This is a genomic window from Streptomyces sp. NPDC096311 (genome assembly GCF_044763085.1).
GTDB lineage: Bacteria > Actinomycetota > Actinomycetes > Streptomycetales > Streptomycetaceae > Streptomyces.
Window position 1 is genome coordinate 60,589 of sequence record NZ_JBIWFN010000005.1, and the last position, 14,537, is coordinate 75,125.

At 68.5% G+C, this 14,537-nt stretch carries 14 protein-coding genes and 2 pseudogenes; 13 read left to right on the top strand and 3 right to left on the bottom strand.

The features are described from left to right. Positions 1 to 97 precede the first annotated feature (97 nt). The 9 genes and pseudogenes from ACIRA5_RS14510 to ACIRA5_RS14550 all read left to right on the top strand — a co-directional run. Positions 98 to 322: pseudogene (locus ACIRA5_RS14510) on the top strand (TetR/AcrR family transcriptional regulator); the annotation flags it as partial. Positions 323 to 392: 70 nt separating this feature from the next. Next, on the top strand, positions 393 to 842 hold the full coding sequence (locus ACIRA5_RS14515; protein WP_403690801.1) for a TetR/AcrR family transcriptional regulator C-terminal domain-containing protein: 450 nt from the start codon (positions 393 to 395) through the stop codon (positions 840 to 842). Positions 843 to 1,036: 194 nt separating this feature from the next. Then, positions 1,037 to 2,539, top strand: coding sequence for an FAD-dependent monooxygenase (locus ACIRA5_RS14520; RefSeq protein ID WP_403690802.1), 1,503 nt, complete (start codon positions 1,037 to 1,039; stop codon positions 2,537 to 2,539). Between the two features lie 590 nt (positions 2,540 to 3,129). Continuing rightward, positions 3,130 to 3,468 (top strand): TetR/AcrR family transcriptional regulator, encoded by a 339-nt coding sequence (locus ACIRA5_RS14525; protein WP_403690804.1) that lies wholly within the window; start codon positions 3,130 to 3,132, stop codon positions 3,466 to 3,468. A gap of 1 nt (position 3,469) precedes the next feature. Continuing rightward, positions 3,470 to 3,859 (top strand): hypothetical protein, encoded by a 390-nt coding sequence (locus ACIRA5_RS14530; protein WP_403691321.1) that lies wholly within the window; start codon positions 3,470 to 3,472, stop codon positions 3,857 to 3,859. Continuing rightward, positions 3,856 to 4,875, top strand: coding sequence for an alpha/beta hydrolase (locus ACIRA5_RS14535; protein WP_403690806.1), 1,020 nt, complete (start codon positions 3,856 to 3,858; stop codon positions 4,873 to 4,875). Before ACIRA5_RS14530 ends, ACIRA5_RS14535 begins: the two co-directional genes overlap by 4 nt. A gap of 148 nt (positions 4,876 to 5,023) precedes the next feature. Continuing rightward, positions 5,024 to 5,281, top strand: a complete 258-nt coding sequence (locus ACIRA5_RS14540) for a hypothetical protein (protein ID WP_403690807.1) — start codon at positions 5,024 to 5,026, stop codon at positions 5,279 to 5,281. 535 nt (positions 5,282 to 5,816) lie between these two features. Further along, positions 5,817 to 6,236 carry an SsgA family sporulation/cell division regulator gene (locus tag ACIRA5_RS14545; RefSeq protein WP_403690808.1) on the top strand — a complete coding sequence of 140 codons (420 nt, stop codon included), beginning with the start codon at positions 5,817 to 5,819 and terminating at the stop codon, positions 6,234 to 6,236. A gap of 43 nt (positions 6,237 to 6,279) precedes the next feature. Beyond that, entirely contained in the window at positions 6,280 to 6,609 is a 330-nt protein-coding gene (locus tag ACIRA5_RS14550) for an NIPSNAP family protein (RefSeq protein ID WP_403690809.1), read from the top strand. 289 nt (positions 6,610 to 6,898) lie between these two features. Here the strand turns inward: ACIRA5_RS14550 and ACIRA5_RS14555 are convergent, their stop codons facing one another. Beyond that, on the bottom strand, positions 6,899 to 7,252 hold the full coding sequence (locus tag ACIRA5_RS14555; RefSeq protein WP_403690811.1) for a hypothetical protein: 354 nt from the start codon (positions 7,250 to 7,252) through the stop codon (positions 6,899 to 6,901). A gap of 341 nt (positions 7,253 to 7,593) precedes the next feature. Next, positions 7,594 to 8,247 (bottom strand): TetR/AcrR family transcriptional regulator, encoded by a 654-nt coding sequence (locus ACIRA5_RS14560; RefSeq protein ID WP_403690812.1) that lies wholly within the window; start codon positions 8,245 to 8,247, stop codon positions 7,594 to 7,596. 238 nt (positions 8,248 to 8,485) lie between these two features. Between ACIRA5_RS14560 and ACIRA5_RS14565 the strand changes: the two genes are divergently transcribed. The 3 genes from ACIRA5_RS14565 to ACIRA5_RS14575 all read left to right on the top strand — a co-directional run bounded on the left by ACIRA5_RS14565 (position 8,486) and on the right by ACIRA5_RS14575 (position 13,673). After that, on the top strand, positions 8,486 to 11,707 hold the full coding sequence (locus tag ACIRA5_RS14565) for a cytochrome P450 (RefSeq protein ID WP_403690813.1): 3,222 nt from the start codon (positions 8,486 to 8,488) through the stop codon (positions 11,705 to 11,707). A gap of 162 nt (positions 11,708 to 11,869) precedes the next feature. Continuing rightward, a complete protein-coding gene (locus ACIRA5_RS14570) occupies positions 11,870 to 12,916 on the top strand; it encodes a zinc-binding dehydrogenase (RefSeq protein ID WP_403690815.1) in 1,047 nt (348 codons plus the stop codon). Positions 12,917 to 13,028: 112 nt separating this feature from the next. Next, positions 13,029 to 13,673 (top strand): TetR/AcrR family transcriptional regulator, encoded by a 645-nt coding sequence (locus ACIRA5_RS14575; protein ID WP_403690816.1) that lies wholly within the window; start codon positions 13,029 to 13,031, stop codon positions 13,671 to 13,673. Positions 13,674 to 13,676: 3 nt separating this feature from the next. Here ACIRA5_RS14575 and ACIRA5_RS14580 read toward each other — a convergent pair. Continuing rightward, positions 13,677 to 13,796: pseudogene (locus ACIRA5_RS14580) on the bottom strand (TetR/AcrR family transcriptional regulator); the annotation flags it as partial. A gap of 42 nt (positions 13,797 to 13,838) precedes the next feature. Between ACIRA5_RS14580 and ACIRA5_RS14585 the strand changes: the two are divergent. Continuing rightward, positions 13,839 to 14,252: a transposase gene (locus ACIRA5_RS14585; protein WP_403690817.1), complete on the top strand. Its 414-nt coding sequence runs from the start codon at positions 13,839 to 13,841 to the stop codon at positions 14,250 to 14,252. Positions 14,253 to 14,537: the final 285 nt, after the last annotated feature.

Consider the following 14,537-nt stretch of genomic DNA (forward strand, 5'->3'; position numbering starts at 1 on the left):
CGCCTCTGCACGTGATTCCTCACGGCACCCTGACCGCCGCCACAACCATGATCCTGGATGCTCAGGTCCAGGAGCCCATCTTGAAGGGGGCTGCTGCGTGACCTCGGAGGTCCGGCCCGTTCCGGGCAGTTCCGCCTGGTGGGCGAGCCGGGCGCTCGCCTTTACGGATCAAGGCGGGCGCCCGCAGGCGGACGTCGGCCGGATCGTCGACGCGGCTCTGAAGCTCGTTGACGACATCGGGATCCAGGCGCTGACCCTGCGCACCCTCGCCGAGGCCCTCGGATCCAGCACGGCGACGCTCTATCGCCGCTTCCACAGCAAGGACGAACTCCTCACCCTGGTGGCGGAGAGGGTCATGAGCGAGGTCCGCGTTGCCCGAGGAGGTGGAAGGCATGTCCTGGCGGGAAGCCGTGGTTGTTGCCGCGCATGCCTTCTACGACGTCCTGTGCCGGCACCCCCACGCCCTGCCCATCCTCGCGGCCCGGGTCCCTGTCGGCCCGGGCGGTCTCCGCGCCAGGGAATGGCTCGGCGGGTTGCTCCTGAGCCACGGATTCCCGGTCCCCCTTGCCGCCCGTGCGTTCACAGCCATCGGTCACTACGTGATCGGCTTTGCCATCCAGCAGCACAGCCCCGGAACGCCAGGCCCGGAGGATCAGGTGCGGTTGCGGGACTACTACCGCTCACTCGACCCGGCCACCTATCCGGCTACGACAGCGGTCGCTGACGAGCTGACTTCCGTACCACCCCACGAGGAATTCGGGTTCGGCCTGAACCTGCTCCTCGACGGCCTGGAACGGGCTGCCCGCCAACGCCTCACGCCTGGGTTGCCTCACCCCCTATAAATGGCTACGATGTAGCCAAAAAATATCGGCTACGTCGTAGCCAATATCTATAGAAGGTGGTCGTCGGGAACTGCTCCATCCGGTCGACTGCCACGTGCCGCCAAGCACGGACAGATGGTCCAGTTCGAGCATCCCCACAGCACAGTGCGGCCGCCTGACGTTCACCTCTAGAGAATCGATTGAGGTCGATCACCATGACAGCACCCCACGACATCGACGTCCTCGTCGCCGGCGCCGGCCCGACCGGCTCCACTCTTGCGGCCGACCTGCTGCGGCGCGGCCTTCGCGTCCGCATCGTCAACAAGGCGCCGCACGCCTTCGAGGGTTCCCGCGCCAAGGGCATCCAGCCCCGCACCCAGGAAGTCCTCGAGGACTTCGGCGTACTGCGCGAGGCGCTGGCGGAGGGCGGCCCCTACCCTCTGGCGGGACTCCACCTCGGGCCTGTGACCGCGCCCTGGAAGATGCAGCAGCGGAACAAGCCGACCCCGGACGTCCCCCACCCGAACATCCTGCTGCTGCCGCAGCACCGCACCGACGCCATCCTGCACCGCCTGCTCGAACGCCTCGGACTGGCCATCGATTACGGGGTCGCCCTGGAAGGCTTCGAACAGGGCGCCGACGGCGTCACGTCTACGCTCTCCACCGGCGAGCGGGTGCGCAGCAAGTATCTCGTCGGCGCCGACGGCGGTGCGAGCGCTGTCCGCGTGGCCACGGGCCTCGGCTTCGTCGGGGAGACCGACGACTCCGACAAGACCCTCATCATCGACGGCGTGATCGACGGCCTGTCCCGCGACCGGTGGCACATGTGGCCCCGCGCGTCCGCCGGAGCATGCCCGCTGCCGCACTCCGACCAGTTCCAGGTGATGATCCGGCTGAAGCCGGGCGACATACCGAGCCTCGACCACGGGGCCCTGGCCGAAAAGTTCCACGGGCTCACCGGCCTCAAGCTCCGCGACATCACCTGGACATCGGTGTTCCGGCCCAACGTCCGGCTCGTTGAGCACTATCGCCAGGGTCGGGTCTTCCTCGCGGGCGACGCCGCCCATGTGCACACCCCGGCCGGCGCGCAGGGCCTCAACACCGGTGTGCAGGACGCCTACAACCTGGGCTGGAAGCTCGGCCAGGCCATCGCCGGCGCGCCGGACAGTCTGCTCGACAGCTACGAGGCCGAACGGCTCCCGATCGCGGCAGGCGTCCTCGGCAAGTCCAGCGAGCTGTACAAGAGCCTGAGCAAGCACCGTGTCGCAGGCCTGAAGCGCGGAGACGAGGAGCGCCAGCTCGGCCTTACCTACCATGGCGGCCCGCTCGCCCCCGCCGCCGCTCCGGCGACCAAGACCCTGCACGTGGGCGACCGTGCACCGGACGCGCCGTGCACCGGTCCCGGCACCAAGCGCCTCTTCGACATCTACCAAGGACCGCACTTCACCCTGCTGGCCTTCGGCCCCGCCGCCACCGCCGCCCTGTCCGACCTGCCATGGCCGGCCGCGGGTGCCGAACTGCGCCGCTACGCCGTCCGCGGTGGGCGCGGAATCGACAATGACTACATCACCGACGACACCGGCCAACTGACCCGCATCTACGGCGTCGAGGGCGACGCGCTGATCCTGATCCGGCCCGACGGATACATCGGCAGCATCATCACGGCCGACTGGGAGGCCTCCTTCGTCGCTGCGGCAAATGCGTTCACGCCGATGTGACCCAGCGCAGTCGCCCCGGTGTCATGCCGCGCGGCGAGGCGGACGGGCTGCCGTCCGCCTACGGCACACAACGCGACTGACTCACTCGCACACGTCATGGCGGGACTGGAGGCAGCGTCGATCGGCAGGTCGGCCTCGGTCCTCCGGCGCCGCAGAGGCCTCCTTTCCGACGCGCGATCCAGGAACCCACACGACAACACCAGGAAAGAGACATGACCGAGTCGGGCGAGACCACCAACGGCGGCGCCAAGGCCGACAACGAGCGGCTGGTCTTCTTCAGTGACGCGATCGTCGCGATCGCCCTGCCTCTTCTGGCATGGAGTTGCCGGTACCTCATGGGACAAGCGACGCCGCGGTGCGGCGGGCGTTCCGGGAGGAACTCCCGGACTACGCGATGTTCCTGCTGAGCTTCGCACGCACCGCACTGGCCGCCCCGTGGGCCACCCACCCGGGCGGCAATCAGGCACCAGGCAAAGCGCGTCGCTGAACCACCCCGCGGAATTCGAGCACGCCTGGACGGCAACCGCCGGTATGTCCGCTCGGATCGTTCGAATGTCGTGTTACTGCGGATCGAGGGAGGGGGGGCAGGTATGGCCCATCAGTCCGGGGATTCGCCGAACCGCCAGGAGCTGCGCAAGATGCGTACCCGCACCGCGCTCGTCCGGGCTGCCCAGGCATTCGTCGCGACGGGGAGGACAAACGTCGCGATCCTGCAAATCACGCAGGCCGCTGATGTGGGGACGGGGTCGTTCTACAACCACTTCCAGACCAAAGAACAGCTCTACGAGGCCGCGATCGAAGGCGCACTCGACGTGTACGGGGGCCTGCTCGACGAACTGACGACGGAACTGCCCGACCCGGCACACATGTTCGCGCAGCACCTCCGAATGATCGGACGACGGCACCGGCGCTGTCCTGAGCTGAGCTGAGCTGAGCAAGGTTCTCCTCAGGAGCGGGCTGGACATGTTCGGCTCGGACCGAGGCATCGCCACCCGCGTTCGTCGTGACATCGAGGCCGCAGTGCGCGTAAGTCGGTTCAACACGCACGACACCGAGCTTGCCCTTGTCATCGTGGTCGGCGCCGTGCTCTGTCTTGGTCAGTTTCTGCACGATCACCCAGAGCGCGACGACGCCGAAGCAACCGATCACGTCGTCGAGGAACTGCTGCGCATGTTCGGCCTGTCCGCCGACGAGACCCACGAAATCTGCCGCCGCCCTCTGCCTGACATCCCCACCGCGCAGGCCGGCCGGCAGCCCACCGGACCACTGCACACGTCCGCAGTGAGTCCATCCTTTCGGAAGGAAGGTGTCAGCTCATGACACTCCGCCGTGCCCTTGGTGTCCTGGGTGCCGTGGTGGCTCTCAAAGGAGCCATGGTGATCACCGCACGCCACCGTGCTCTGGCCGTGGTTCCGTCCGAGCTGCGTCATCCCGCGCTCTACGTCCCGCTGAACTTCGGCAATGCCGCCGTCCGTGCCATCGCGCGCCAAGCGGTACCCCTGACCGGTGCCACGATCAGGCCCGGCGTGCGGGTCGAGCGATGCACCGTCCCCGCCACGGCTACCAACCCTGGCGTGAACCTGCTGACCTACCAGACAGCCGGCCGTCATAAGCCGGGCGGGGCTTTGCTGTGGATCCATGGCGGAGGAACAGTGCTCGGCGCCGCACGGCAGGAGAACGCGTGGTGCAGCCGTATCGCCGCAGAACTCGGGGTGCTCGTGGTCGGCGTCGACTACCGTCTCGCACCGGAAAACCCCTTCCCTGCCGCACACGACGACTGCTATCGCGCACTGCGCTGGCTGCACGACAACGCCACCGATCTCGGGGTCGATCCCGAACTCATCGTAGTCGGAGGGGAGAGCGCCGGCGGCGGGCTGGCCGCCACCGTCGTCCAGCGCGCCCACGACACCGGAGTGCCGGTCCGTTTCCAGCTGCTGGAGTACCCGATGCTCGACGACCGCACCGTCCTGCGTCTCGATCCCCATGGAAGCAGCGTCTACACCTGGACACCGGCATCCAACCGGTTCGCGTGGAACGCGTACCTCGGCCGGCCACCGCAGGAACGGGACGACCGCCCCTACATCGCCGCCGCACGGCGTGCCGATCTCACTGGACTCCCTCCTGCCTGGATAGGCGTCGGTGACCTCGACCTGTTCTGCCCCGAAGACATCGAGTACGCGCGTCGCCTGCGCGAGGCAGGGACCGCGTGCGAACTGCGCGTCGAACCGGGCATGTACCACGGCGCGGACGCCCTGCTCGACGGCAAGGCACCCGCGATGACCGCCTTTCGCACCGCCATGCTCGACGCGCTCAGCGCGGCGCTGATCGAGCCATGACCGGCTCGGAGCGGGCCGCGACGCCCGTCGCGGCGAGCCCCCCACCTGGCGAGTTGGCGGGTCGCCCATTCCCGTGCCTGGGAGACGGCTGCCGGATCGGCCGGTATCTCCCGGCGAGCGGTGTCCTCGGCCAGTACGGCGCGGGTGCGTGCCGGCAGCAGGTCGCGTCGTCACGCGAGACTTCGTCCACCGAACCGACGAGGAGCGCACGACCGGTCTCGTCCAGCGAGCGGCCCGGGCGGCGGACGGGACGATCGCATCGGTCAGCGTCGCAGCCATCGTCGATGCCGTCCACGCCCCGCTCAATCAGGCCGTCGGTGTAGAGGGCGAGGACGCTGTCCAGCTCACGGTCGATGGCCTTACCTTCGCCGCCTCGACATTTCCATACGTCGTATGGTACTACTAGCGGGTGATTCCATACGATGTATGGAAAGGTGAGATCGGGCAGCCCCAGGCGCATCACATCGCCTGCCAACAGCCGTTGGTTGCAGATCGCATCAACCGGAAGGAAAGATCATGAACTTACGAAGCGGATTGCTGTCGCTGTGTCCTTTGCGTCGGCCGTCCCCGGCCGGGACACCGCGACCGGAATCACGGTGACCGGTGAGAGAGGTGCCACTCCTATCCAGGGGCCGCAGCTGTGCCCCTCGCCCTGATGGTTGTCGGCGGCAGGTATGCGACCGCTGGTCGAGCATCAACGGCCCCCTGGCCGCCGACCAGGCGGCGGATTGAGTGGGGCCTGTCTCTCTCACATCTGCCGGCGGACACCCACCGTGCGCCGCAGCCGTGCGCCGCCCAGCTGCCGCGACGCCGCGAATCGTGCGGTCCGTCCCGCCCTCCGGCGCCCCGGGTCCCGCTGAAACGCCTCTTCCTTCGCTGTCCCTTCCCTGCCGGCCCCGCGACGGGCGACTCCAAGGCAGGGTGCCTTGGAGTGAATGCCCATGAAGTCTTTGAGGACCGTGGCCCAGGGGGTGACCGCGCAGCTCGTCGTCTCGCGCGCCTACTCGCTGCCCCTGTGTATGCGTCTGCGCTACGAGCCCGCTGATCCCTATGTCGTCCATGCCGTCTTCTTCACCCACAGTGACGAGCCAGTCGAATGGGTCCTGGGGCGAGATCTTCTGGCTGATGGCCTGAAGGGTTCCGCAGGCGACGGGGACGTCCGGATCTGGTCGGCCGTCGGCCGCGGTGACCAAGCGATGTACATCGTTCTCGCATCTCGCGCGGGCACCGCCTTGCTCGAGGTTCCCGTGCAGGACGTCAGGACCTTCCTGGAGAGCACGGAGGCTCTGGTGCCACGGGGCACCGAGTCCGGACACATCGACTGGGACGTCGAGCTGGCGTGCCTGCTCTCGCAAAGCTGACCACCGAACTATCCATGCTCAGACAGAAAAGGAACGAGTGTTCATGTCCCAGTACCAGCTTCGTGTCTACACCCTGTGCAGCCCTGAGGCGCTCGCCGCCTACGAGAACATCTGGGCCAAGCACATTCCCGGTATGGCGAAACACCAGATCACCACGCACGGCGTCTGGACGGTGCCTGCGGCTCCCGGCAGTGAGGCGCCCCAGCTGTACGCCCTCGTCTCCTACGGGGACGCCGACGACGTGCAGGAGCGGCTTCAGGCTTACCTGGCCAGCCCCGAATTCCGCGCCGACATGGAGGGCTTCGACCTCAGCCAGATCGTGGGCGTCGCCGAGACCGTGCTGACGCCCACCGCCGACTCGCCCTTGCGCTGACAGGTGACCCGCGACCAATGATGCGGCCTTGAGGGTCAGCATCCACCGGCTCTCGTGCGCGGCGGCGGCAATGCGCTTTTCGACAGGGCGCGGTGCCGCCGTTTGCCGGATGTCACCTCGGCGGCTTGGCGCAACTCCGCCAAGGCGCACGCCAGTCGGCAGCGGACACGGACGAGGCCGGTGAGGGCGGCGGTGGACAGTCGGTGCGTCAACAGCGCGGCGGCCGCTCGGAATGCGGCCACCTCCGCCAGGGCGCTCTCGGCGCGGTCCACAGTTCGACGGTCGGCGATCACGTTGGCGACGAGCAGTCCGGGCGCGCAGCCGACAGCGACAGTGTGCGCCAGGACTCGGCGATAGCTGCGTCCGCAGCTCGGCCAGCCGAGGTGTGGGCAGGGTCGTCGCCCGGAATGCGAGCGAGCCCTACGGCAAGGGTGAGCGCGAGGTGGCCGGAGATGTCGGCGAAGCGCTGCGGAAAGAAGGCGCAGCCGCCGTCGACGAACGTGAAGACATCGTTGCCCTGAGGGCTGATCCGGATGACCTGGCAGGCGAGTTTGTGAGCAGCGGCCAAGAAGGCTGTCACATACACCGCGACCGCGGTGCTTTTGGTGCCGGCCGCGGTGGCCAGCCCCACTCCATTGCTCACAACCGTATCGAACACCGCGCCGGCCAGGGCGCGGACGCGGCACTGTCAGCGAAGGGCAGCCTGTGCCCGCGGGGCGCGCATGGGGATCCGCCGACGGTGACACCATCAAGTCGACTCGGTCCGCGGCGGCAGTACCAGCCTGGGCACGGCCATCGCGTGGAGAACGCCTGGCGCCGGCTTGGGCCACAGATCGGTCGCTCGCCCCAGCCGCAGCACACCGAGACCGGCGGCGCCCGCATCGAAACGGCCTTCCCCGAGACGGGGTTCCTCCCTGGCGCGGCAACCTGCGCTCGCCCGGCCGCGGACGAGCCCCCAGGCCGCAACGCTTCAGGACCACGGACTCATCGGTGGCCGACGTCCTGGCTGTCACGGGCGGTGAACCGGCTTTCCAGGCCCGTGATCAGGGTGTCCATCGCAAGGCGGAACATGCGGTCCTGATCAGGGCCTGCAGTGCCTGCATCCGTCGGGTCAGGGCCTGCGTCCGTCGGCCGGTCTTCGCCGGCATCAGGGCCGGGGGGCTTGAGGTTCGACCACTGGTGGAGCGAGCCGTTGAGTTCGGCGGTGAGGACACCGATGACGACGGCGACTATCAGCGCGGCGATCTCCGGGACCTCTGACTGTGGCACGCCGGCAGCCGCCACGGTCGCGGTGAGCGCACTCCAGAACGGGTCGTCGGGCTGGATGAAGTCCGGCTGGTGGCTGAACGAGTAGGTCAGCAGCTTGGGGTGACGATGCGCCAGCGTCCGGAAATCCGTGGCGAGCAGACGGGTGCGCTCCTGCCAGGGGGCGTTCTCCAGTGTCACGGTGCGGAACTGGGCGCCGACCGTTCTTGTCACGCCGCGCAGCACGGCTTCCTTGTTCGGCACGTGGTGGTACAGCGACATCGGGTTCGCATCGAGCGCGGTGGCGAGTTTGCGCATGGTGAGCGCCTCGACCCCTTCCGTGTCAATGAGTCGCAGCGCGGCAGCGTAGATCCCGGCCTCGGTCAGAGGCACGTCTCTCTTCCTTGTTCCCCGCGGGGGACGCCTCACTTTTTCCATACCCCGTACGGTATCAGTTCCGTACATCGTATGAAACCGAACTTCACCGCGTCACTCGCTCGCACCCTCGGGCTTGCGATCTGCTTTTCGTACGGCGTATGGTTTCAATTCCATACGACGTATGGTTCTATCGTGCAGCGCGGCATCGACCGGCGCCCTTGCCCTTCCCCTTCTCCACACAAAGGAGCAAGCCATGACCACGTACTCCGCGAACGACCTTCGCCCCATCCGGTCCCCGCGCGGGATCCCCCTCCTCGGCCACACGCCGCAGATCCCCGCCACCAACCCGGTGGAGTACTTCGGCGAGCTGTCCAAGCAGTTCCCCGAGGGCATCTACGGCATGGACATCGCCGGTATCGAGCAGGTCTTCGTCTACGACCCGGACCTGGTAGCCGAGGTTTCCGACGAGACGCGCTTCTTCAAGCAGATCGACAAGACGCCGCTGCACCACGTCCGGGACTTCGCCGGCGCGGGCTTGTTCACGGCCCACCAGCACGAAGAGGAATGGGGCATGGCGCACCGTGTCCTGCTGCCGGCGTTCAGCCAGCGGGCCATGAAGGCTTACTACGGGCAGATGCTGGAGATCGCCCAGAACCTGGTGGGCAAGTGGGAGCGCCGGGAGGGTCAGCCGGTCCAGATCACCGACGACTACACCCGCCTGACGCTGGACACCATCGCCTTGTCGGGGTTCGGCTACCGGTTCCGGTCCTTCGACAAGGAGGAGCTGCACCCGTTCCTCAACGCGCTGCTGGAGTCGCTGATCGAGTCGCTTCGGCGCTCCCAGGAGCTGCCGATGATGACCAAGCTGCGCAAGGCGGACGACAAGAAGTACCGCGCCAACATCCGGCAGATGCAGAACCTGGTCGAGAGCGTGATCAAGGAGCGCCGCGAGGGGAACGGCACCAGTGAGGAAGACCTGCTGGGTCTGATGCTTGAGGCCATCGACCCGGACACCGGCAAGCTGCTGGCCGACGACAACGTCCGCGACCAAGTGCTGACGTTCCTGATCGCCGGTCACGAGACCACCAGCGGCCTGCTGTCGTTCGCCACGTACTCGCTGATGCGCAACCCGCACGTGCTGGCCCAGGCCTACGCCGAGGTGGACCGCCTGCTGCCCGGCGACACCGTCCCGGACTACGACACGATCATGCAGCTGGACGTCATCCCGCGGATCCTGGACGAGACCCTGCGTCTGTGGGCTCCCATCCCGGCGTTCGGCAAGGCCCCGCTGGAGGACACCGTCATCGGCGGCCGCTACGAGCTGAAGAAGGGAATGCGGGTCAACATCCTTGAGGGCCCGCTGCACACCCACCCCAAGGCGTGGGAACGGCCGGAGGAGTTCGACATCGACCGGTGGCTGCCGGAGAACCGAGCCAAGCAGCACCCGCACGCGTACAAGCCGTTCGGCAACGGCCTGCGTGCCTGCATCGGCCGGCAGTTCGCGCTCACCGAGGCCCGCCTTGCCCTGGCGCTGGTGCTGCAGAAGTTCAGGTTCGCCGACACGGCCGACTACAAGATGGACGTGCGGGAGGCGCTGACGCGCAAGCCCGGCAACTTCGAACTGATCGTCCGCCGTCGTCAGGAGCACCAGCGGACCGTCTTCGGCACCGCGGACCTGCAGAGCGACGACACGCAGGCGCAGGCCGCGGTCAGCGGCGTCGGGGTGAACCTCACCGTCGCCTACGGCTCCAGCCTGGGCTCGTGCGAGGACCTGGCGCGCACCATCGCCGACCGCGGTGAGCGCTCCGGCTTCGGCACCACCCTCATCAGCCTGGACGAACTGGGCGACAACCTGCCCACCGAGGGCCTGCTCGCCGTCGTGGCCGCCAGCTACAACGGCAAGGCCCCCGACAACGCCCAGCGCTTCGACGACCTGCTCGCCGCCGGACTGCCCGAGGGCTCACTGTCGAATGTGCGGTTCGCCCTGCTGGGCGCAGGCAACACGCAGTGGGTGGCCACTTTCCAGGCCTTCCCGAAGCGGATCGAGGAAGGCCTGCTGGCCGCTGGCGCGACCCCCGTCATCGAGCGGGGCATCGCGGACGCCGCCGGTGACTTCGACGGCATGGCCACCCGCTGGATGAACACCCTGTGGACCACCCTGGCCGAGGAGTACGCCGCCGACACCTCCCAGGCGAGCGGCCCGCGCTACCAGGTCCAGCTGCTCACCGAGGCGGACGTGCGCCCCGCCATCGTCTCCGAGCAGGCCTACCCCCTCACGGTGGTGGCCAACGAGGAGCTCGTGGCCGACGCGACCGGCCTGTGGGACTTCAGCATCGAGCCGCCGCGCCCGTCCGCGAAGTCCATCACCGTCGAACTCCCGGAGGGTGTCACCTACGACACCGGCAACCACCTGGCCGTCTTCGCCAAGAACGAGTCGGACCTGGTCGACCGCGCCCTCACCCGCCTCGGCGTCGACCGCGACCAGGCCCTGCGCCTGGAACAGCCGGCCGGTGGCCGCACCCACCTGCCGGTAGGCACCCCGGTCACCGCCGGCCTGCTGCTCACCGAGTTCCTGGAGCTGCAGGACGTGGCCACCCGCTCCCAGATCCAGGCGCTCACCGAGTACACCCAGTGCCCGTGGACCCGGCCACAGCTCCAGGCCTACACGGCCGACACCGAGGAGGCCGAGGAGCGCTACCAGAAGGAGGTCCTCGGCAAGCGCATCTCGGTCCTGGGCCTGCTGGAGCGCTTCCCGGCAGTCGAGCTGCCGCTGGCGGTGTTCCTGGAGATGATGGGGCCGATCCGTCCCCGCTTCTACTCCATCTCCTCCGCCCCCCTGGGCAACCCGCGCCACGTGCGCCTGACCGTCGGACTGCTGGAGGGCCCGGCTCTGTCCGGCGACGGCCAGTACCGCGGCACCTGCTCCTCCTACATCGCGGGCCTCGAGCCCGGGGACGTCGTGTACGGCTACGTCCGCGTGCCCTCCCCGACGTTCGCCCCGCCGGCCGACCCCGCCACGCCGCTGATCCTCATCGGTCCCGGCACCGGCATCGCACCGCTGCGCGGCTTCCTGGAGGAGCGGGCCTGGCAGCACGAGAACGGCACGCAGGTCGGCCTGTCCCAGGTCTTCGTCGGCTGCCGCCACCCGGAGCACGACTACTTCTACCGCCAGGAGATGCAGGACTGGGAGCAGGCCGGGATCGCCCAGGTCCACACCGCCTACTCCGCGGTGACCGGCCACCCGGCCCGGTTCGTGCAGAACGCCATAGCGGGCGCTGCCGACACGGTGTGGCAGGCCATCGAAGACGGCGCGTACATCTATGTCTGCGGTGACGGCCGCCGCATGGCACCCGCTGTCCGCGAGGCCCTCGCCGCGATCTACCGCGAGCGGACCGGCAGCGACGACGAGACCGCCCAGCAGTGGCTCGCCCACCTCGAAGCCGACGAGCGCTACCAGCAGGACGTCTTCGCCTGACCGTCGCACGCCGGAAGGCGTGTGCCCCCCGACGCCGGGAGGCGTGCGGCCGCTTGCCCCCTTCACTCCGCACGCCTCTCGGCCACCACAAGCCCCCCAGACACCACACGGCACCCATCGGCCCGAACCGACACGAGTGCCGCTCACAGAAAGCGGATCCCCATGGACACAATGCTCGCCGGACGCTTCCACCTGGACAGCAAGAAGTTCGCCGTGGAGGAGGTCCCCGTCCCCGTGCCCGGCCCGGGCGAGGTCCTCATCGAGGTCAAGGCCGCCGGCGTCTGCCTCTCCGACGTCCACCTCATCGACGGCTCACTTGTCCCGCTGTTCGCCACCTCCGACGTGATCACCGTCGGCCACGAGATGTCCGGGGTGATCCATACGCTCGGCCCCGACCTCAAGCGCGGCCTGCCCGTCGGCACCCGCGTCACCCTGGAGGCCGGCAAGACCTGCGGTCAGTGCGCCGGCTGCGTACGCCACCGCCCTTGCACCCAGATGCGGACCGCCGGCATCGACTACGACGGCGGCTGGGCTCAGTACACCGTCGCCCGCGAGGACACCCTCATCCCCATCCCCGACAGCCTCCCCTTCGACCAGGCCGCCATCATCCCCGACGCGGTTTCCACCCCCTACGCCGCCGTCGTCTCCACTGCCGGCGTCCGTCCTGCCCAGTCCGTCGGCGTCTGGGGCGTGGGCGGAGTCGGCGCGCACAACGTGCGCCTCGCCCGCCTGGTCGGCGCCGCGCCGATCATCGCCGTCGACCCGCTGCCCAGCGCCCGCGAGCGTGCTCTGGCCTTCGGCGCGGACTACGCCTTGGACCCAGCCGCCCCGGACTTCGCCGACCAGGTCCGCGCGGCCACCGCCGGGAAGGGCCTGGACTTCGCCTTCGACTGCGCCGGCGTGCCCGCCGTCCGCGAGCAGGCCGCCTCCGTGCTCGGCCTGGGCGGCTCCCTGATCCTGGTCGGCATCAGCCCCAGGCCGCTCACCATCACCGAGGGCCTGACCTTCAACTACCTGCAGAAGCAGGTGCGCGGCCACTACGGCGGCTTCCCCGAGTCCGTCTCGGAGCTGGTCCAGCTGGCTGCGGCCGGCCGCCTCGACCTTGCCCCCTCGATCACGGACCACATCCCGCTTGTCGACGCCGCCGACGCGGTCAACCGTCTTGAGAACAAGATCGGCGACCCGATCCGCCTCATCCTCGTCCCCTGACACCTGTCAGCAGGACAACGAGCCACCTCGGGCAGGGGTGAGTGGGCGCCGGTGCTTGAGGGAGCACCGGCGCCCACGGTTTTCCGGCAGCCGAACTGGTGGAGATGGAACCATGCAGAGGACCGATACCCTGGGCCGCACTCCGCAGCGCAGGATTGCTCGTTCGAACCACCGACGCATTCTCGCGACCGCTCGGCAGAAACTGCGGGACGACCCCGACGCGAGTCTCGACAGCATCGCTCTGGCGGCCGGCGTCGCGCGGCGCACCCTCTACGGACACTTCTCCAGTCGGCAAGCGCTGATAGCCGAGCTGACGCAGGAAGCAGGCCAAGCGCTTCAACAGGCGTTCGCCGCAGCCCGTATCCCGGGTGCTGATCCGCTGGAGGCCATGGCACGGATGGTTCTGGCGGCATGGGCGGTGGGGGACCAGTACCGCATGCTCATCTCCTTGGGGCGCCGCCCTCTGGGAGAGGAGGAGGCGATCCGCGCCACTTTGGAACCGGCCCGCGAAGAGGCCGTCGCGGCCCTACGACGTGGCCAGTATGAAGGCGTGTTCGCGAGCCATGTCCCCGCGCCTGTCCTCGCCGAGGCGCTGGAAGCACTGATGCTGGCCCTCGCCGAGGAGAACACGGGGTACACCTGGGCGGATCCCACCGGTGAGGCAGCTGCGACAGTGTTCCTCGTCGCCGCCGGCGTACCAGCACAGGTCGCTGCGCTCCAGGTCCGAGCCGTTTTGCGTGGGTCAGAGGAGCCTTGACGGTCAGTCGAGGCCGGGCAGCGGGCGCCGGGGGACCTCGTGCGCATCGTCCGCGGGAGGGTCGAGCGTGCGCAGGACCATCTCGGCCAGATCGGAGGCGGCCTCGTCGCCGTCGAGGTCGGGGAGTGTCACGTATTGGGCGAACTTCACCAGAAGGGACACCTGATGACAATCCAGAAGCCTCACTCTCTCGAGACGGTTGGCGACGTGTCGCTTGTGCCCGGCGAGGCAGCCGCCGACGGTGCGGGCGTGAAGAGGATGTCGAAGACCGTGGATGGACTGAGTCTGGACCTGCTGGACGCGTTGACGCTGCTGGCGCAGGACAAGGTCCGTGAGGGCCGGCTGCAGCTGGTCGGGGAGGACGGCCTGTTGCCGGCGATCACTCAGTACCTGGTGCAGGCCGCTCTGGAGGCCGAGATGGAGGAGCGTCTGGCCGCCGAGGCCGAGCGCGTGGGTGGCCGTGGTGCGCGCTCGGGCGGCAACGGGCGCAACGGTTATCGCACGAAGAAGGTGATGAGTGAGGTCGGCCCAAGCATGCGCGGTGGACCGGTGCGCTGGACGAGATGGTCCTCTCGCTGACGGCGCGGGGGTGACCTCCAAGGAGACCATCTCCACCATCACCGACAGGCCCTGGACTCGATGAACGAGTGGCGCACCCGCCCGCTCGACCCGGTCTGCCCAGTGATCTAATCGGCTACATCGTAGCCATATGGCGGGGAGGTTGCCATGTGTCCCCTGGCGACGCATGAGCGTGCTGGGGCACCCCTTGCGCTTCCTGGCGCGGCACGCTCCAGGCTTGATGTCGGGCTCTCGTCTCTGGACTGCCGGGCAGTGGTGGCTCGGCGGCGCACCGTGTGGCCCGTC